The following is a 15,322-nucleotide window of genomic DNA, read 5'->3' on the forward strand; positions in this document are numbered from 1 at the left end:
GGTCCCGACCCCGCAATGGGAGACACCGCCATGACGACACCTACCTCCGACGCGTCCGTGGACACCGCGCGCGCCGACGGCGAGCCGACCACCGGCGACGACCTGGAACCGACCGGTGACAACCCGGACGGCACGGCCGACGGCGACGGCGACGACGACCCGGAGGGTGCCAACCAGCTCGGCGACCCGGGCAAGAAGGCACTGGACACGATGAAGGGCAAGCTCAAGGCGGAGCGCGAGCGGCGCCGGGAGCTGGAGCGGCTGCTGGCCGAGCGGGACAAGCCCGCCGACGGCGACCAGCCCGACCCCGAGGCGATCGTGCGCCAAGCCGAGCAGGCCGCCATGGCCAAGGCCAACGAGCGCATCATTCGCGCCGAGGTGAAGGCCGCGGCCGCCGGGAAGCTGGCCGACCCGGCCGACGCCTACCGGTTCTTGGACCTGTCCCAGTTCGAGGTGGACGCCGACGGCAACCTCGACGCCGACGAGGTCGCCGACGCGATCGAAGGCCTGCTGAAGTCCAAGCCCTACCTGGCCGCGCAAGGCGGCACCCCCACGAAGCGGTTCCAAGGGACCGCAGATTCCGGCGCCCGCAAGGGGAGTGGCCGGCCCGCCCAGCTCACCGAGGCAGACGTCAAGCGCCTGTCCAAGGAGGGCAAGCACGCCGAGATCCTCAAGGCCCGCGACGAAGGCCGGCTCGAGGACTACCTCGCCCAGTAACCCCTGAACGGAGAAACACGACATGGCCATCAGCGCCTTCAAGCCGGAAGTCTGGAACGCCGAACTCCTGGTCACCCTGGAGAAGTCCCACGTCTACGGAGCGCCCGGCGTGGTGAACCGCCAGTACGAGGGAGACATCTCCCAGTACGGCGACACCGTCCACATCGTCAGCCTCGCCGAGCCGACCATCGGCACCTACAGCCCGCACGTCGACATCGTCATCGAGGACGTCGACGACACCGACACCACCCTCGTCATCGACCAGGCGAAGTACTTCGCCTTCGAGGTCGACGACGTGGAGAAGCGCCAGGCCCTCAACGGCGGCGCCATCCTCACCGAGCAGGCCCGCAAGGCCGCCTACAAGCTGCGCGACGTCGCCGACCAGTACCTGGCCACCCTGATGGCCGCCGGCGTGGACGCCGGGAACCTGGTCGCCGAGCAGACCCTGGCCACCCCGGCCGAGGCCTACGACCTGCTCGTGGACCTGGGCGTCATCCTCGACAACGACAACGTGCCCTCCGAAGGCCGCTGGGTGGTCGTCACCCCGGCGTTCTACGGGCTGCTGCTGAAGGACTCCCGGTTCATCGCCGCGGGCGACGCGCAGGGCGCTCAGGTCCGCACGAACGGCATCGTCGGCCAGGCCGCCGGGTTCACCATCCACAAGTCCAACAACGCCCCCAACGGGCCCGGTGCCGGGGCGGGCAAGCTCGTCATCGCCGGGTACAACGGCGCGGTCACCTACGCCGAGCAGATCAACAAGACCGAGGCGGCCCGCAAGGAGAAGGGCTTCGCCGACATCGTCAAGGGCCTACACCTGTACGGCGCGAAGGTCGTCCGCGCGACCGGCCTCGCCGCAGCGGACGTGATCATCTGATGCGCCCGGGAGAGCAGCTTCGCTTCCGGGGCCCCGCCGGCGCCCCGTTCGTGGTGACAGTCGGCGAGGTCTTCGACGCGAAGGCCATCAGCGCCCGCGTTGGGTCCGGCGAGTGGACCCCGCTGGAGACCGGGCAGGCCGACGCCGGCGAGGCGGAAAGCACGCCGAAGCGTCCGGCGCAGAACGCGTCCAAGGCCGACTGGGTCACCTACGCGGTGGACAGCCACGGCATGGACCGCGAGCAGGCGGAGTCCATGACGAAGCCGCAGCTCATCGAGGCCACCGCCACGAAGGAAACCCCCACCCCCGCTGGAGAGGACGACGGTCATGGCGACTGAGAACACCGACCCGAACGAGAACACCACGGCGCCCGAGGGCACGGCGACCGTGGGCGACCGGGAGAAGACCGACGGCGCGAGCGGCCCGCGCCCGCGCGTGGAGTGGACCGACGACGGCGGCCCCCGCCCCGACGGGGTGGAGGCCAAGGTCACCGACCCGCGCCCCACGGACACCTCCGACGCCCACGACGACGCCGCACGCGACGACGGCCCCGGCAACGACGGCTGACGGGGCCACCGTGGCACTGACCCCCCTGGCGACGGTGGCCGACCTCACCGCCCGCGGCCTGACCGTCGCCCCCGAGGAAACCGCTCTGGCCGGCGTCTACCTCGACGTCGCCTCCGCCGCGGTGCGGGCCGCGGCCGGCGTCCCCATCAGCGAGACGACGTCCACTGTCACCCTGGACGGCGAGGCCTCGCAGTGGCTGTCCCTGCCCGGCCCGCCCGTGCGGTCCGTGCAGGCCGTCACCGTCGACGGCCGGGCCCTGGACGCCGCCGACTACAAGCTGCGCTCCGGCCGCCTGTGGCTGGCGCGCGGATGGTCATTCAGCTACGAGCCGTCCGAGGTCACCGTCACCTACACCCACGGCCTGCCCACCGTGCCCGCGGACATCGTGGACCTCGTGTGCCGGATCGCCGCCGCCACGCTGATCGCCTACCGGTCCCAGCCCGACGGCGAGGGCCTGGCCGCGAAGGACATCCGATCCGAGCGGATCGGTGACTACTCCGTGCAGTACGGGGACTCCGGCCGCATCACCGAGGTCGAGCTGCCGCCCTACCTGCGCGAGCAGCTGCGCGCCCGCTTCGGCGGGGGCGTCGCGGTGGTGAGGTCCCGGTGAGCCGGGTCGGCCGGCTGCTCAACCGCACGGTCGCGGTGTGGCGGGCCACCACGGTCGACGACGGCGGCGGCGGGCAGGAGCGGACCTGGGCGCAGGTGGGCAGTCTGCGCGCCCGCATGTCCCAGCCCACCGCCCGCGAGCGGCAGGCCGCCGACCAGGCCGGCGCACAGCTCGACGAGACCTGGTACTTCCACCCCGGCGCGGATGTGCGCCGCGGCGACGAACTGCGTCCGCCCGGGAGGGTCGCAGAGGTGTTCGCCGTGTTCGAGCCGTCCGAGCCCGGCACCTACCTGCGCGCGGACTGCACCGTGCGCCAGTCCGAAAGCTGAGGATCACCATGGCCATCCTGAACCCGCAGAGGGTCACCCTGGGCGGACTGCAGCCCAACTACTCCAACGCTGCGTCGGGCGGCGACCAGGCCCCGGTCGGGGAGAAGCTGGTGCTGCACGTCCGTAACGGCGACGCCACCTCCAAGACGGTGACCGTCGCCACCCCGGGCATGGCCGGGGACCTCGCCATCGCGGACGCCGTGCAGACCATCCCCGCCTCCGGCAGCGCGTTCATCCCGCTCAAGCAGGCGTTCCGGGACCCGGCGACCGGGCGCGCCGCGATCACCTACAGCGCGGTCACCTCGGTCACCGTCGCCGTCCTGCAGCTGCCCTGACGCCGTGGCCCGACGAGTCCGGCTCGACGGCCTGCGCGCCGCGGTCCGCGCGATCGAGCGGATCCCCGACGCGATGGGCGAGGCGCGCAAGGAGACGCTGCACGAGTGGGCCGACAACGTGGAGTCCACCGCCGAGGACGCCGCCGCGGTCCGCTCCGGCCACCTCAAGGGGCAGATCGAGCAGAAGGTGGACGAGCAGTACGGGCGGGCCGAGGTCGGCGTGTGGGAGCCCACCGCGATGGAGTACGCGTACTACGTGGAGAAGGGCACGTCGTCCATGGACGACCAGCCGTTCCTGGTGCCCGCGTTCGACGAGCACCGCCGCCAGGTCACCCGCACCTACCGGGCCGCGTTCCGCCGGCACATGCGGGGGGTGAGCGAGTGACGTCCGCGCTGTGGCCGCTGCAGCAGGCCGTCGTGCAGAAGCTGCGTGCACACGCGCCGCTGACGGCGCTGGTGACCGGTGTGTTCGACAAGGTGCCGGAGCAGCAGGCGCACCCCTACGTCACCCTCGGCTCGATCACCGAGACCACGGACGACGCCCACAACGCGCGCGGCCTGGAAGCCGCCGTGGTGCTGCATGTGTGGTCGAAGTACGCCGGGTACCGGGAGGCGTCCCTGATCCTCACGGCCCTGGACGACGCGCTGGACCGGCAGCCGCTGACGGTGGCCGGCTTCCGCGATGTGTCGATCGCGCACCGCCAGCACACCCAGGTCCGCGACCCCAACCCCGACATCAGGCACATCAACGTCAGCTATCGCGTGTGGCTGACCAAGGCGTAAGGAGGACAGACCCATGGCTGGTCTGGACGCTTTCGGCACTCAGCTGCAGCGCGGCGACGGCGCCGGAGTGGAGACGTTCTCGCCCATCGCGAGCGTCACCGACATCACCCCGCCGGGCATCGAGCGGGAGACCCACGACGTCACCGCGCACGACAGCCCGGACAAGTACCGAGAGTTCATCGGCGGGCTGAAGGACGGCGGGGAGGTGGAGATCGAGCTGAACTACGACCCCCGCGAACACGACAGCCTGGTCGCCGATTTCGAGGACGAGAACCCCCGCAACTACAAGGTCGTCTGGCCGGGCACGCTCGGCGAGTGGTCGTTCAAGGCGATCCTGACGAACTTCGAACCGTCGGCGCCGCACGACGACAAGCTCTCCGCGTCCGCCACCTTCAAGGTGTCCGGCAAGCCCACCATCACCACCGGCGTCTGATGTCCGCCGAGACCGTCTACGACGCCGACACCTGGCCGCTCGTCGCCTGCAGCGAACGACTCGCCGAACTCCGGGACTGGCTGCGCGCCAACGGCATCGACCCGGCCGACGTCTCCGTGCACGAGGACATCACCATCGAGCCCTTCACGCTGGGCGGGGACCGGGCCATCCGCTACACCGCCCATCTGCGCAACGCCGAGGGCTGCAAATACCGCGACGACACCACCGGCGGCGTCGCCCAGGAGGAGCGCCTGGTGCCCCTCGTCACCGACCCGCCGCCGCACTGGCCCATCAGCAGGGAGACCGACCGATGACGACCTACCTGTCCGCCGAGCAGATCCTCGGCGCCGACGACCTCAAATGCGAGGACGTCAACGTGCCGGAGTGGGGCGGGACCGTGCGGGTGCGGGAGCTGCCCGGCACCGAACGCGACCGGTTCGAGTCGCAGTTCCTCGGCAAGGACGGAGCGTCCATCCGCGCCGAAGGGCTGGAGGGGTTCCGGGCCCGGCTCGCCGCGGCGACCCTCGTCGACGGCGACGGCCGCCAGCTGTTCCGGTCGGCGGCCGAGGTCAAGCGGCTGGGGGAGAAGAGCGCGGCCGCGCTGCAGCGGGTGTGCGACGTGGCGATGCGGCTGTCCGCGATGACCGAGGCCGACGTCAAGGAACTCACGGGAAACTGAGACGGCGGCCAGAGCGGCAGTTCTACTTCCGTCTGGCCGCCCACCTCGGCAAGACCGTGCGCCAGCTGCTCGCCGAGACCGGTTCCGCCGAACTCGCCGAGTGGCGCGCCTACGAGCAGATCGCCGGCCCGCTCGGCGGCGCCCGCGGTGATGTGCAGGCCGCGCTCATCGCGTCCGTCGTCGCCGCCGTCAACCGCAGCAAGGGCCAGCGCGCCCCGACCGTCGCGGACTTCATGCCGCGCTGGGACCGCACACGCGTGCGCAAGACGCCCGAGGAGCTCTTCAAGCTCGCCCTGGCCGCCAACAGCTCCCTCGGCGGCAGCGTGAACACCACAACCTGACGAGGGGGTGACGCCGATGGCCACCCTCGAATCCATGACCGTCCGGCTGGGCATCGACACCGACGCCCTGCGCGAGGGCGCCGACCAGGCAAAGACCAAGCTGGCCGGGCTCGGCAAAGCTGTCCTCGGCCTCGGCGCGGGCCTGCCGGTCGCCGCCGCGGTGGCCACCGGCGTGGGCGGCATGGCCGCAGCGTTCGCGTCCGCCGGCGTCGCCGCGCACGCCTTCAAGCTGGCGGCCGGCCCGCAGATGGCCGCCGTCACCGAAGCGACCAACGCCGCGACCAAGGCCGAGGACGCGCGCGACACCGCGACCCGCAAGGCAGCCGCTGCGCAGAAGCTGGCCGCCAAGGGGGGCGAGGAGTACAAGGCCGCGCTGCGGGAGGCGGAGGCGGCGGCCAAGGCCGCGCGCGACGCCGACGCCGACTACGAGGCGCAGATGGCCGAGATGCCCAAGTCGACGCGGGCGATGGCCGAGGAGCTGGCCGGGCTGAAAGAGGACCACGAGGCGTGGTCCAACAGCCTGGCCGACACCACCATGCCCGTCTTCACCAAGGGCCTGCAGGTCGCCCGGCGGCTGCTGCCGCTGCTGACGCCGTTCGTGAAGTCGGCGGGCGCCGCGCTCGGCGACTTCATGGACGAGATCGACCGGGGCACCCGCGGCGGGGGCGTGGAGTCGTTCGCGCAGTCCATGGCGAAGATGGCTGGGCAGAACCTGAAGTCGCTGCTGGGCGGGCTGAAGAACATCGCGGTCGGTGTCGGCGGGATCATCAAGGCCTTCCTGCCGCTGTCGAACAACATGGCCGGCGGGTTCGAGGAGGGCACCGCGGCGTTCGCCCAGTGGGGCCAGAGCCTGGCCGGCTCCGAGGGGTTCGCCCAGTTCGTCGCCCTGGCCAAGCAGGGCGCGCAGACCATGGGCACGCTGGCCACGACCGCGCTGAAGCTGATCACTGCTCTCGCGCCGCTGCTCGGCGTGACCGCGATGCTCGCGCTCACCCTGGCCAACATCATCAACGCGCTGCCGCCGCCGGTCGTGCAGGCCCTGGCCTACGCCATCCTCGCCGCGGTCGTCGCGATGAAGGCGTTCGCCGCCGCCTCCGCGGTCGTGGAGAGCGCCACCGACCTGGTCAACTCCCGGCTCGGCCAGGCCGTGCGCCGGTGGGCGGCCGCGGCCGCCGCAAGCATCCGGTCCGGTGCCCGCATGGCTGCCGCTTCCGTCGCCTCCGCCGCGCGCGCGGCGGGCGCGTGGGCGGCCGCCGCCGCGCGCGCGACGGCGACCTGGCTGGCCACGATCATCCGCGTCGCCGCGGTCACCGTCGCCCGGTTCGCGATGATGGCCGCGCACGCGCTGATGATGGCGGCCCGCATGGCCGCGTCCTGGGTCATCGCCATGGGCCCGATCGGCTGGGCCATCGCCGCCGTGATCGGCCTGGTGGCCCTGATCATCGCCTACTGGGACGAGATCAAGGCCGCCACCGCCGCCGCCTGGAAGTGGATCGCCGGCAGGCTGGTGTGGGCGAAGGACAAGATGATCGCCGCGTTCCTGAACTTCACCCTGATCGGCCTGGTCATCAAGCACTGGAGCACGATCAGGTCCAAGACGGCCGCCGCGTGGAACGCGGTGGTGGCCTGGGTGAAGGGCATCCCCGGCCGCCTCTACAACGCGTTCCTGAACTGGACGCTGCTCGGGCTGGTGATCAAGCACTGGGACAACATCAAGACCGCCACGATCAAGAAGGCCACCGAAGTGGTCGACTGGATCAAGGGCTACCCCGACCGGCTGTCGGCCGGCCTCGGCAACCTCGGTGACCTGCTGTGGAACCACGGCCGCGACCTGGTGCTCGGCCTGTGGGAAGGCATCAAGGCCATGGGCAGCTGGCTGAAGTCCACGCTGACCAGCTGGGCGAGGGAACTGATCCCGGGGCCGATCGCCGACGCTCTGGGCATCTCCAGCCCGTCGAAGCTGATGGCCGACCGCATCGGCCGCTGGGTGCCCCCGGGCATCGTCGAGGGCGCGGAGGCCGAAGCCCCCGCGATGAACCGGGCCCTGGAGGGCCTGGTCGACGTGCCCGGCCTGAACACCGTCAACCGCGGGCAGAGCCGCGCCGCCCGCGCGGCCGGCGCTGCCCCGAACCGTCTAATCCTCGAACTGCGCGGCGGCAGCCGGGCGTTCAGGGAGTTCTTCCAGGAGACCGTCCGCGCCACCGCGGGCGGCGACGTCGTGCGATTCGCGGAGGGGTGAGAGATGGTCAGCCTGCCCCCCGACCTGTGGGCCGAGCTGCACTACGGCGGCGCGTGGAACGACGTCACCGGCGACGTCCGCGCCACGTCGACCGTGACCATCACGCGCGGCCTCACCTCCGAGTCCGCGTCGACGGCCGAGCCGACCAGCTGCGAACTCGCCCTGGACAGCCGCGACAACCGGTACGCGCCCCGCAACCCCGCCAGTCCGCTGTCCGGGCTGATCGGCCGCAACACCCCGCTGAGGCTTGGCTACGACGTCGGCTCGCCGTGGGCGGTGATGGCCGGCGGGCTCGGCAGCGACGCGCTGGAGACCCCCGACAGTCCCGCCCTGGACGTCGCCGGCGACCTCGACCTGCGCATCGACGTGGCGCTGGAGGACTGGTCGGAGTCACAGATGCTGGCCCTGCGGTACGTGCTCAGCACGAACGACTGCTGGGCGCTGGAGATCATCGACGGCTACCCGGTGTTCCTGTGGTCGCCGGACGGCACGTTCGCGTCCCGTCTGGACCGCACGGCCACCGAGCAGCTGAAGGCATACAACGGGCAGCGGCTGACGCTGCGCGTGCACCTAGACGTCAACAACGGCGCGGGCGGCCACGAGCTGCGCTTCTACACCGGCCGCACCGTCGACGACACCGAGTGGCACCTGCTCGGCGCGCCGATCGTCGGCACGGGCACCACCGCGGTGTTCGCCGGGACCGCACCGCTGGAGATCGGGCACGGCAGCAGCTTCAACTCGACGCCGGCCGGAGGCCTGCTGAACCGGCTGCGCGGCAAGGTGTACGCGCTGAAGCTGCTGGACAACGCCGTGACCAAGGTCGACATGAAGACCCGGGCCGCGGCCGTGGGCGGGACGTCGTTCACCGACTCGACCGGGCTGGTGTGGACGCGGCAGGGCGGCGCCTACATCACCAACCGGCACGTCCGCATGTCCGGGGAGGTGCCCGCCTGGCCGCCGACCCGGGACCTGTCCGGCGCCGACAACTACGTCAGCATCGCCGCGGCCGGGATCACGCGCCGCATGGACGCCGGGAACAAGCCCCAGGAGTCCGCGCTGCTGCGGTTCATCAAATCGCGGGAGCCGGTGGACTGCTGGCCGCTCACCGACGGCCCGGACGCCGAGGTCGCCCAGAACCTCATCGCCGGCGGCAGCGACATGGAGCAGGTCATCGACCCGGACACGGGCACCGCCGCCGAGTGGGCCAGCGGCAACCTCGCCGACTGGATCGAACCCGTCATCCGTGTGCAGTCGGGCAGCAGCGGCCGGATCGAGGGGAGGGTCCAGCGCCTCGGCGACACCGAGACGTGGTCGGTGGACCTGTTCCTGCGCGGCGGCGGCAAAACGGCCGGCGGCGTCTACCGGCTCTACGACCGCGGGCCCGGCAGCGACGACAACCCCATGGTCTACCTGCAGGCGTCATGGAACGGGAACAGCAACAACCTCACCGTGACCTGGAACAGCGTGGGTGACACCGTCTCGTCCACCGGCCTGGTCACCACCATCGACACGGCCGGCCTGTACAGCGACCGCCCCCACCACCTGCGCATCACCATCGACCCGGGACCCACCAACACGGTCTGGTACCTGTACATCGACGGGTTGCTGCGCGAGACCGGCACCATCGCCGGCATCGTCATGAAGGCGCTGCGGACGGTCTACCTGTCGTGGGCGGCCCTGGCCGTGTCGGGCCAGGCCTCCGACCGCGCCTTCGGCTACATCACCTACTGGACCAGCGCCGGGCCCACGGCCGCCGAGGTGTGGGCGGCCTACCGCGGCAACCGCGGCGAGCGCGCCGGGGAGCGGATCGAGCGCCTGGCCGCCGAGAACGGCTACACCGCCTCGGTGGCGGGCGAGCTGGAGTACCAGCAGCGCGTGGGCATCCAAGGGCGCAGGAAGCTGCTGGAGCTGCTGAACGAAGCGTCGCAGGCGAACTTCGGGTTCCTGCTCGACGCGCGGGACCGGGCCGAGGTCGTCCACCGCGGGCAGTCCACGCTGTGGAACCAGACCCCCGCCCTGACCCTGGACTACTCCGCCGGCGTCATCGCCGCGCCTTTCGCGCCGCTCGACGACGACAAGCTCACCGAGAACGACGTCACCGTGGCCCGCGAGTACGGCACGGTGCCGGCGCGCGAGGTCCTCGAGGACGGCGACCTGTCGGTCCTGGACCCGGAGCTGGGCGGGGTGGGCCGCTACGACACCTCGTACACGTACAGCCTGTACACCGACGCGCAGGCCCGGCAGGTCGCCGGGCTGCGTCTGCATCTGGGCACCTACAACGGCGTCCGCTACGCGCGCATCACCGTCGACCTGGCCAACCCCCGCGTGCACGCGATGCTCGACGACATCCTGCGCGTCGACGTCGGCGACAAGCTCCGCCTCACGGGCCTGCCCCCGGACCACGGCCCGGACGACGTCGACGTCCTGGTGACCGGCTACACCGAAGAGGCCGGGGCGGACGTGTGGCGGATCACCTGGAACTGCGCGCCGGGAGCGCCCTGGACCGCCGGCATCACCGACGACTCCCGCGCGGACACCGACGGCTGCGAGCTGGCCGCCGCGGTGACGGCCACCCAGACCGCCGTGAACGTCACCACCACCGGCCTGTCCCGCTGGGTGGATTCGGCTACCTACCCCGGCGAGTTCCCCTTCGACGTCCGCGTGGGCGGGGAGGTGATGCGGGTGACCGCCTGCACCGGCACCGGCGCGGCGCAGACGTTCACCGTGGTCCGGTCCATCAACGGCGTGATCAAGGCGCATTCGGTCGGCGCGGACGTGCGCCTGGCCCATCCCGTCTACGTGGCGATGTAGGAGGCGACGATGACGACCTGGCTCGCCGGGATGCGGATCACCGCCGCCCGGCTCAACGACAACGCACTGGCCGCGACGACCAGTTCCGGGCTCGTGGCCGCCACCGGATTCAGCGTGATCAGTTTTTCCGGACGCCGGGTCAACGGCATCACCACGGTCAACGGGTTCTTGGGCTACTCCGGCGGCGGACTCTCCGTCAGCCCGGACCCCGGCGGCAACCTCGGCGACGTCCTGATGTGCACCCTGCCGTCCGGGTGGCGACCGCCCGAGACGATCAGCGCCGGATGGGGCGACGGCGTACAGGACGGCGAATGCAGCATCGCCGAGAGCGGCGCCGTCAACCTCCGGTCCTCGTTCTCGAGCATCGAGAACGGGCGCAACATCAGGTTCACCGCGGCCTGGATCAGCGGCAACAGCTAGGGCTCCGGCCCCCAACCAAGGAGACTTCATGCCTCTCGGCGAGCAGACCGGCCCGACAGAGACCAAGTGGACGATCACGGCTGTGAGCAACAGCCTGATCGGCGACTACGACGTCAGGTTCGAGATCGACGCGACCACCGACAACCCCAACGACCCGGGTATGCCGACGATCGTCCAGAAGTTCGTCGACCACATCGAGGCCTCGCCCGACTTCCGCGTCCTGGGCGCGATGCGCACGCACAAGTTCCAGCAGCAGATGACGCCCACTCCCTGACCACCGCCCGCCACCCCAGCCCCGCGCCGACGGCCGGGGCCTTTCTCATGCCTGGAGGCCCCATGGCCTGGTACGCCCGCGCGACGAAGCTGGAACTCCAGCCCGAGTCGGACGCACAGCCCGCGATCCGGCCCACCCAGCTCATCGTCCACTCCATCGTCGCCCCCTGGGACGAGCAGCGGACCTACGAATACTGGCGCGACTCGACATCGCTGGAGAGCCACTTCGGCCTGGACTACGACGGGTCGCTGGGCCAGTACATCGGCACCGAGACCCGCGCCGACGCCAACGCCGGCGCGAACCGCCGGGCGGACGGTACCGGGGCCGTGTCCGTTGAGACCGCCTCCAACCTCACGGCCTCGGACCCGTGGACCCCCGAGCAGATCGAGGAGCTGATCCGCCTCGGGGTGTGGATGCACCAGATCCACGACGTCCCGCTGCGGATCTGCCGCAGCCACGCCGACCCCGGCTTCGGCTACCACAGCCAGTTCCGCGAGTGGTCGACCAGCGGAACCGCCTGCCCGGGCGCGGCCCGCATCAAGCAGTTCCGAGAGGTCGTCTTCCCGGGCATCCTCGCCCGCGCGTCCGGCACGACCACCGACCCCGTCCAGGAGGACGACCACATGCCCGAGTACGTCAACCTCGGCGTCGCCAGCAACTACGACCTGCAGCCGGGGAAGTGGGACTCGATCGAGTTCACCCAGGAGTGGACCGACGAGACCGGCGACCATGCCACCAACGGATCGTCGTTCGTGAGCGGTCCGGCGCGCTTCACCGGCACCCTCAGCCTGACCGTCCACGGCCTCCCGCCCGGGGCCGTCCTCCAGGCCCGCATGTCCGAGTACGAGGGCGACACCCACCGCGCGGATCACCCGGTCCACGAGATCACCGGCACGACCGGCGCCACGTTCGCGGTCATCCCGCTGACCAAGCGGCTCGCCGCCGGGCGGCGTATGCGGGTGCGGCTGCTCAGCCGCGCCGAAGCGCCCGTCACCATCACGCACGCCGTCCTGACGGCGCTCGTCTGGAAGGAATCCTGACCATGCGCATCTCCAGCATCGCCAAGTCCATCGTGGCCGGCGTCTCGGCCGGGTCGGCGGCCCTCGTCACCGCGGCGCAGGACAGCGTCATCACCACCGGGGAGGGCGTCACCGTGGCGCTCGCCGTCCTCGGCGCGTGGGGCATCACCTGGGCCGTGCCCAACCGGCCGAGCAACCGCACGCACGTCTGACGACCCGAGGGGGGGCCGTGACCGACCTGCTCGGGTTCAGACCCGTCGACCTGGGGGCCGCGGCCCTCGTCGCCCTCGTCGTCCTGCTGGTCCTGCGCGGGCAGCTGGTCCCGCGCCGTCAGCTCGAAGACCTCCGCGCCGACAAGGACCGGCAGATCGAAGACCTGCGGACCGAACGCGACACCTGGCGGCAGGCACACACCGTCTCCGAAGAGGCGCGGCGCGAAGCCCAGGGCCAAGCCGCGGAACTGCTGGAGATGAGCCGCACCACCGGGTACTTCTTCAACGCCTTGCCCCAGCCCCGCAGCCGCTCCCGGGAGGTGAGCACGGATGCTGGCATGGATCAGCAGACTGCTGCACCGCCCGGCTGACCCGGCCGAGCCGGTGCTGTCGCCGGGGCAGCGGGAGGCCTCGGCGGCACTGGACCGGGCCGAGGCCGACCGCGCCCAGCTGCACGCCCAGCGCAGCGAGGTGACGGCCGAGGCCCGTGTCTGGCGGCGCCGCCGGGAAGAGAACCACTTCTCCGAGCGCATCGCCGCGCTGTTCCGAGGAGACGAGCAATGGGAGACCTGAGCATCGACCAGCTGTTCAACGTCGTGGCGTCGATGCTGGCCACCGTGGTGTGCGCCGCGTTCGTCATCATCTTCCACCTGCGGGCCAGGTGGTGGCGGACCCCGCTCGGCCGCAACCAGATGGGCCTGCCGGCCGCGATCGGGGCGCTGTGCCTGTACACCGTGCTGGTCAGCATCTGGCCGGACGGCTGCACGGCGATCGTCCTGCGCGCTGTGCGCACGGCGATCGTCCTGGGCATCGTGGTCCTCGTGATGCAGCGCATCGACCTGATGCTGCGGGCGCAGCGCGAACATGACCACCACACCCGCACCTGATCCACCGCGGCCCCGCTCTCCTCCGGGAGGGCGGGGCCGCTTTCGTGCGTCCAGGGGTGCGGACTGGCGCGCACCCCTACGTCTGGTCTGTGACGAAGCTGCCCATGCCGGGCGTGGTGACGAGCAAGCCCTCTTCCCGCAGGGCGGCCGTCGCCTTCCGCACGGTTCCACGGGCGACGCCGAACTCGGCCTCAAGCTGCACCTCGCTGATGAGGGTGCGTGGCGGGAGCTCGCCGCTGGTGATGCGCTCGCGCAGCACGTCGGCGATCTGCGCCCACTTGGGCCGGGTCGGGTCGAAGTCGATCACCCGTCCGACTGTAGATATTCGGGCTTATCGGGGCATAGAGATACACACCCATGCCTAGGCATGGACAGGGGTGTACAGGCATCCCTACGGTGGGTGACACCAAAAGCCCCGGCGACCGCGCGAACGGCCCCGGGGCGTGGACGACTGGTTGGAGTCGACATGTCAGACCCTACGACCATCAGCACACCCACGGAACCGGGTGCCGCCCAGTACCGGGCGCTGATCGACCACTGCAGTTCGTGCCGCCAGTGCCGGACCAACACCGCCGTCGCCTGCCCGACGGCGGGCCGTCTGCGGCGCGCCTGGTCGACCGCCCGCCGCGCACACCGCGGGGGTGCCCAGTGACGAGCAAGGGACAGGCGGCGGCGGACGAGGCGCGGGCGCTCGCCGCCGGGCGCGCGGCGGGCTACTGCTGGGCGCCGGACCCGTCCGGGCCCGCCAGGTGCACGCGCCTGCCCGGCCACCCGGGCGACCACGTCGACTACTACACCGGCCGCAAGAAGGTCACCGACGCATCCGGGTGTACGTGGCCCCAGTGACCCCCGTGCCCGGCCGGACGGCTGGCCGGACACGGGCCTGACCCCGCCCGCCTCAGCTCGCCGACATCGCTGGGGCGGGCATCCCCCGCGGCCCCGGCCGGCGCCCCCGTCGCCGACCGGGGCCGCTTCATGGAGGTCGACTTGTTCGATCGGACCGCCGGTCTCCACCACCAGGACGGGGTGAAGGTGAGACGTAGCCGGTTCACATACTCATCGGCGGTCTGCGCCTTGCCGACGCCGCACGCTCCCTCGGGAGCAGGCGAACGACCGTCGCCCTCGCGTGACGAGCGCGACGGCGACGGCCGGACAGCGGACTACAGTGACGTTAGCCTCTGCCTGCCTCTGATCCTTGCCGGGATCAGACGAGGCGCCAGGCCAGGAACCCGATCATCGCCAGGATGACGAGACTGACGCTCATCAGGTGCCGGGCCAGCAGGATGGCTATGTAGCGGACGGTCCGGGGAGTCTCTTGCAGGGCGTCCCGGATCGTCCGTTCTCGCTCGATGTACCGCCTCATGGCGACCAGCTCCTTGCTGGGTAGGTGAGGATGCGCCGGCTCGGCGACTTCACATAGGACCGAAGAATCCGAGGGCGCGACGATGCCACCCCTTCCGGGGGCGGTGTTCCTCTCGGTGCCCAGGACACTACTGCTTTAGCGAACGCCGATTGGACGGGATCGGTGAGCGCAAAGCGGATATTTGGACCTCCCCGTTGCCACCCATCTGGGCGTATCACCTAGAGCCCAAGGGTGACTACACTCCGCATTTCACTCACACATCGGACTTCCCCAACGCCCGCACCTCGCTGACCTGGTACGACAGCAGCGCCCGCAGGACCACCTGCAGCACCCAGCCACCCGCCGACAGTCAGGCGTCGCCCCTGGCCGTCGACCGGGGCCGCTCCGCGCTCACCTTCAAATCGAAGGTGAGCACACGCGGAGCCGAAT

The 15,322-nt window shown here is 71.2% G+C and carries 26 protein-coding genes; 24 read left to right on the plus strand and 2 right to left on the minus strand.

Annotated features, from left to right (window positions below; genetic code table 11):
• Positions 1–30: 30 nt before the first annotated feature.
• The 22 genes from ACZ6KF_RS29245 to ACZ6KF_RS29350 all read left to right on the plus strand — a co-directional run bounded on the left by ACZ6KF_RS29245 (position 31) and on the right by ACZ6KF_RS29350 (position 13,530).
• Positions 31–717 carry a hypothetical protein gene (locus ACZ6KF_RS29245; protein ID WP_469241102.1) on the plus strand — a complete coding sequence of 229 codons (687 nt, stop codon included), beginning with the start codon at positions 31–33 and terminating at the stop codon, positions 715–717.
• A 22-nt stretch (positions 718–739) separates the two neighbouring features.
• On the plus strand, positions 740–1,591 hold the full coding sequence (locus ACZ6KF_RS29250) for a major capsid protein (protein ID WP_469241103.1): 852 nt from the start codon (positions 740–742) through the stop codon (positions 1,589–1,591).
• Positions 1,591–1,929 (plus strand): hypothetical protein, encoded by a 339-nt coding sequence (locus ACZ6KF_RS29255; RefSeq protein WP_469241105.1) that lies wholly within the window; start codon positions 1,591–1,593, stop codon positions 1,927–1,929. The genes ACZ6KF_RS29250 and ACZ6KF_RS29255 overlap by 1 nt, the downstream gene beginning before the upstream one ends.
• Positions 1,919–2,158, plus strand: a complete 240-nt coding sequence (locus ACZ6KF_RS29260; protein WP_469241106.1) for a hypothetical protein — start codon at positions 1,919–1,921, stop codon at positions 2,156–2,158. Before ACZ6KF_RS29255 ends, ACZ6KF_RS29260 begins: the two co-directional genes overlap by 11 nt.
• 10 nt (positions 2,159–2,168) lie before the next feature.
• On the plus strand, positions 2,169–2,768 hold the full coding sequence (locus ACZ6KF_RS29265) for a head-tail connector protein (protein ID WP_469241109.1): 600 nt from the start codon (positions 2,169–2,171) through the stop codon (positions 2,766–2,768).
• Positions 2,765–3,097 carry a head-tail adaptor protein gene (locus ACZ6KF_RS29270; RefSeq protein WP_469241111.1) on the plus strand — a complete coding sequence of 111 codons (333 nt, stop codon included), beginning with the start codon at positions 2,765–2,767 and terminating at the stop codon, positions 3,095–3,097. Before ACZ6KF_RS29265 ends, ACZ6KF_RS29270 begins: the two co-directional genes overlap by 4 nt.
• A gap of 8 nt (positions 3,098–3,105) precedes the next feature.
• Positions 3,106–3,432 carry a hypothetical protein gene (locus ACZ6KF_RS29275; RefSeq protein WP_469241112.1) on the plus strand — a complete coding sequence of 109 codons (327 nt, stop codon included), beginning with the start codon at positions 3,106–3,108 and terminating at the stop codon, positions 3,430–3,432.
• Between the two features lie 4 nt (positions 3,433–3,436).
• Positions 3,437–3,817 carry an HK97-gp10 family putative phage morphogenesis protein gene (locus tag ACZ6KF_RS29280; protein ID WP_469241114.1) on the plus strand — a complete coding sequence of 127 codons (381 nt, stop codon included), beginning with the start codon at positions 3,437–3,439 and terminating at the stop codon, positions 3,815–3,817.
• A complete protein-coding gene (locus tag ACZ6KF_RS29285; protein ID WP_469241117.1) occupies positions 3,814–4,215 on the plus strand; it encodes a DUF3168 domain-containing protein in 402 nt (133 codons plus the stop codon). The genes ACZ6KF_RS29280 and ACZ6KF_RS29285 overlap by 4 nt, the downstream gene beginning before the upstream one ends.
• Before the next feature lie 13 nt (positions 4,216–4,228).
• Positions 4,229–4,648, plus strand: a complete 420-nt coding sequence (locus ACZ6KF_RS29290; protein ID WP_469241119.1) for a phage tail tube protein — start codon at positions 4,229–4,231, stop codon at positions 4,646–4,648.
• Positions 4,648–4,962 carry a hypothetical protein gene (locus tag ACZ6KF_RS29295; RefSeq protein WP_469241121.1) on the plus strand — a complete coding sequence of 105 codons (315 nt, stop codon included), beginning with the start codon at positions 4,648–4,650 and terminating at the stop codon, positions 4,960–4,962. Before ACZ6KF_RS29290 ends, ACZ6KF_RS29295 begins: the two co-directional genes overlap by 1 nt.
• Positions 4,959–5,327: a hypothetical protein gene (locus ACZ6KF_RS29300; protein WP_469241123.1), complete on the plus strand. Its 369-nt coding sequence runs from the start codon at positions 4,959–4,961 to the stop codon at positions 5,325–5,327. The genes ACZ6KF_RS29295 and ACZ6KF_RS29300 overlap by 4 nt, the downstream gene beginning before the upstream one ends.
• 56 nt (positions 5,328–5,383) lie before the next feature.
• Positions 5,384–5,668 (plus strand): phage tail assembly protein T, encoded by a 285-nt coding sequence (locus ACZ6KF_RS29305; protein WP_469241125.1) that lies wholly within the window; start codon positions 5,384–5,386, stop codon positions 5,666–5,668.
• A 16-nt stretch (positions 5,669–5,684) separates the two neighbouring features.
• Positions 5,685–7,907: a hypothetical protein gene (locus ACZ6KF_RS29310; RefSeq protein ID WP_469241127.1), complete on the plus strand. Its 2,223-nt coding sequence runs from the start codon at positions 5,685–5,687 to the stop codon at positions 7,905–7,907.
• 3 nt (positions 7,908–7,910) lie between these two features.
• On the plus strand, positions 7,911–10,718 hold the full coding sequence (locus tag ACZ6KF_RS29315; RefSeq protein ID WP_469241129.1) for a hypothetical protein: 2,808 nt from the start codon (positions 7,911–7,913) through the stop codon (positions 10,716–10,718).
• A gap of 9 nt (positions 10,719–10,727) precedes the next feature.
• Positions 10,728–11,138: a hypothetical protein gene (locus ACZ6KF_RS29320; RefSeq protein WP_469241131.1), complete on the plus strand. Its 411-nt coding sequence runs from the start codon at positions 10,728–10,730 to the stop codon at positions 11,136–11,138.
• A 28-nt stretch (positions 11,139–11,166) separates the two neighbouring features.
• Positions 11,167–11,412: a hypothetical protein gene (locus ACZ6KF_RS29325; RefSeq protein WP_469241133.1), complete on the plus strand. Its 246-nt coding sequence runs from the start codon at positions 11,167–11,169 to the stop codon at positions 11,410–11,412.
• Between the two features lie 62 nt (positions 11,413–11,474).
• Complete coding sequence (locus ACZ6KF_RS29330; protein ID WP_469241135.1) at positions 11,475–12,452, plus strand: peptidoglycan recognition protein family protein; 978 nt, start codon at positions 11,475–11,477, stop codon at positions 12,450–12,452.
• A 2-nt stretch (positions 12,453–12,454) separates the two neighbouring features.
• Positions 12,455–12,643, plus strand: coding sequence for a hypothetical protein (locus ACZ6KF_RS29335; RefSeq protein ID WP_469241137.1), 189 nt, complete (start codon positions 12,455–12,457; stop codon positions 12,641–12,643).
• 17 nt (positions 12,644–12,660) lie between these two features.
• Positions 12,661–13,014: a hypothetical protein gene (locus ACZ6KF_RS29340; RefSeq protein ID WP_469241139.1), complete on the plus strand. Its 354-nt coding sequence runs from the start codon at positions 12,661–12,663 to the stop codon at positions 13,012–13,014.
• Positions 12,974–13,216, plus strand: coding sequence for a DUF7620 family protein (locus tag ACZ6KF_RS29345; RefSeq protein WP_469241142.1), 243 nt, complete (start codon positions 12,974–12,976; stop codon positions 13,214–13,216). Before ACZ6KF_RS29340 ends, ACZ6KF_RS29345 begins: the two co-directional genes overlap by 41 nt.
• A complete protein-coding gene (locus tag ACZ6KF_RS29350) occupies positions 13,204–13,530 on the plus strand; it encodes a putative phage holin (protein ID WP_469241144.1) in 327 nt (108 codons plus the stop codon). The genes ACZ6KF_RS29345 and ACZ6KF_RS29350 overlap by 13 nt, the downstream gene beginning before the upstream one ends.
• A 76-nt stretch (positions 13,531–13,606) precedes the next feature.
• Here the strand turns inward: ACZ6KF_RS29350 and ACZ6KF_RS29355 are convergent, their stop codons facing one another.
• The gene (locus ACZ6KF_RS29355; protein ID WP_469159523.1) at positions 13,607–13,837 is read right to left on the minus strand and encodes a GntR family transcriptional regulator; all 231 of its coding nucleotides are present in this window, start codon (positions 13,835–13,837) and stop codon (positions 13,607–13,609) included.
• Positions 13,838–13,996: 159 nt separating this feature from the next.
• Between ACZ6KF_RS29355 and ACZ6KF_RS29360 the strand changes: the two genes are divergently transcribed.
• Complete coding sequence (locus ACZ6KF_RS29360; RefSeq protein ID WP_469241145.1) at positions 13,997–14,182, plus strand: hypothetical protein; 186 nt, start codon at positions 13,997–13,999, stop codon at positions 14,180–14,182.
• Positions 14,179–14,376, plus strand: coding sequence for a hypothetical protein (locus tag ACZ6KF_RS29365; protein ID WP_469241147.1), 198 nt, complete (start codon positions 14,179–14,181; stop codon positions 14,374–14,376). The genes ACZ6KF_RS29360 and ACZ6KF_RS29365 overlap by 4 nt, the downstream gene beginning before the upstream one ends.
• A gap of 358 nt (positions 14,377–14,734) precedes the next feature.
• On the opposite strand, the gene ACZ6KF_RS29370 is transcribed toward ACZ6KF_RS29365, so the two are convergent.
• The gene (locus tag ACZ6KF_RS29370; protein WP_469241149.1) at positions 14,735–14,893 is read right to left on the minus strand and encodes a hypothetical protein; all 159 of its coding nucleotides are present in this window, start codon (positions 14,891–14,893) and stop codon (positions 14,735–14,737) included.
• Positions 14,894–15,322: the final 429 nt, after the last annotated feature.

This window comes from Streptomyces sp. NPDC046379 (genome assembly GCF_055587785.1).

Excerpts from the sequence above, each read along its gene's own strand:
- ACZ6KF_RS29245 (WP_469241102.1), top strand. The coding sequence starts at position 31 with ATGACGACACCTACCTCCGACGCGTCCGTGGACACCGCGCGCGCCGAC.
- ACZ6KF_RS29250 (WP_469241103.1), top strand. The coding sequence starts at position 740 with ATGGCCATCAGCGCCTTCAAGCCGGAAGTCTGGAACGCCGAACTCCTG.
- ACZ6KF_RS29255 (WP_469241105.1), top strand. The coding sequence starts at position 1,591 with ATGCGCCCGGGAGAGCAGCTTCGCTTCCGGGGCCCCGCCGGCGCCCCG.
- ACZ6KF_RS29260 (WP_469241106.1), top strand. The coding sequence starts at position 1,919 with ATGGCGACTGAGAACACCGACCCGAACGAGAACACCACGGCGCCCGAG.
- ACZ6KF_RS29275 (WP_469241112.1), top strand. The coding sequence starts at position 3,106 with ATGGCCATCCTGAACCCGCAGAGGGTCACCCTGGGCGGACTGCAGCCC.
- ACZ6KF_RS29290 (WP_469241119.1), top strand. The coding sequence starts at position 4,229 with ATGGCTGGTCTGGACGCTTTCGGCACTCAGCTGCAGCGCGGCGACGGC.
- ACZ6KF_RS29295 (WP_469241121.1), top strand. The coding sequence starts at position 4,648 with ATGTCCGCCGAGACCGTCTACGACGCCGACACCTGGCCGCTCGTCGCC.
- ACZ6KF_RS29300 (WP_469241123.1), top strand. The coding sequence starts at position 4,959 with ATGACGACCTACCTGTCCGCCGAGCAGATCCTCGGCGCCGACGACCTC.
- ACZ6KF_RS29310 (WP_469241127.1), top strand. The coding sequence starts at position 5,685 with ATGGCCACCCTCGAATCCATGACCGTCCGGCTGGGCATCGACACCGAC.
- ACZ6KF_RS29315 (WP_469241129.1), top strand. The coding sequence starts at position 7,911 with ATGGTCAGCCTGCCCCCCGACCTGTGGGCCGAGCTGCACTACGGCGGC.
- ACZ6KF_RS29320 (WP_469241131.1), top strand. The coding sequence starts at position 10,728 with ATGACGACCTGGCTCGCCGGGATGCGGATCACCGCCGCCCGGCTCAAC.
- ACZ6KF_RS29325 (WP_469241133.1), top strand. The coding sequence starts at position 11,167 with ATGCCTCTCGGCGAGCAGACCGGCCCGACAGAGACCAAGTGGACGATC.
- ACZ6KF_RS29330 (WP_469241135.1), top strand. The coding sequence starts at position 11,475 with ATGGCCTGGTACGCCCGCGCGACGAAGCTGGAACTCCAGCCCGAGTCG.
- ACZ6KF_RS29335 (WP_469241137.1), top strand. The coding sequence starts at position 12,455 with ATGCGCATCTCCAGCATCGCCAAGTCCATCGTGGCCGGCGTCTCGGCC.
- ACZ6KF_RS29345 (WP_469241142.1), top strand. The coding sequence starts at position 12,974 with ATGCTGGCATGGATCAGCAGACTGCTGCACCGCCCGGCTGACCCGGCC.
- ACZ6KF_RS29350 (WP_469241144.1), top strand. The coding sequence starts at position 13,204 with ATGGGAGACCTGAGCATCGACCAGCTGTTCAACGTCGTGGCGTCGATG.
- ACZ6KF_RS29360 (WP_469241145.1), top strand. The coding sequence starts at position 13,997 with ATGTCAGACCCTACGACCATCAGCACACCCACGGAACCGGGTGCCGCC.
- ACZ6KF_RS29370 (WP_469241149.1), bottom strand. The coding sequence starts at position 14,893 with ATGAGGCGGTACATCGAGCGAGAACGGACGATCCGGGACGCCCTGCAA.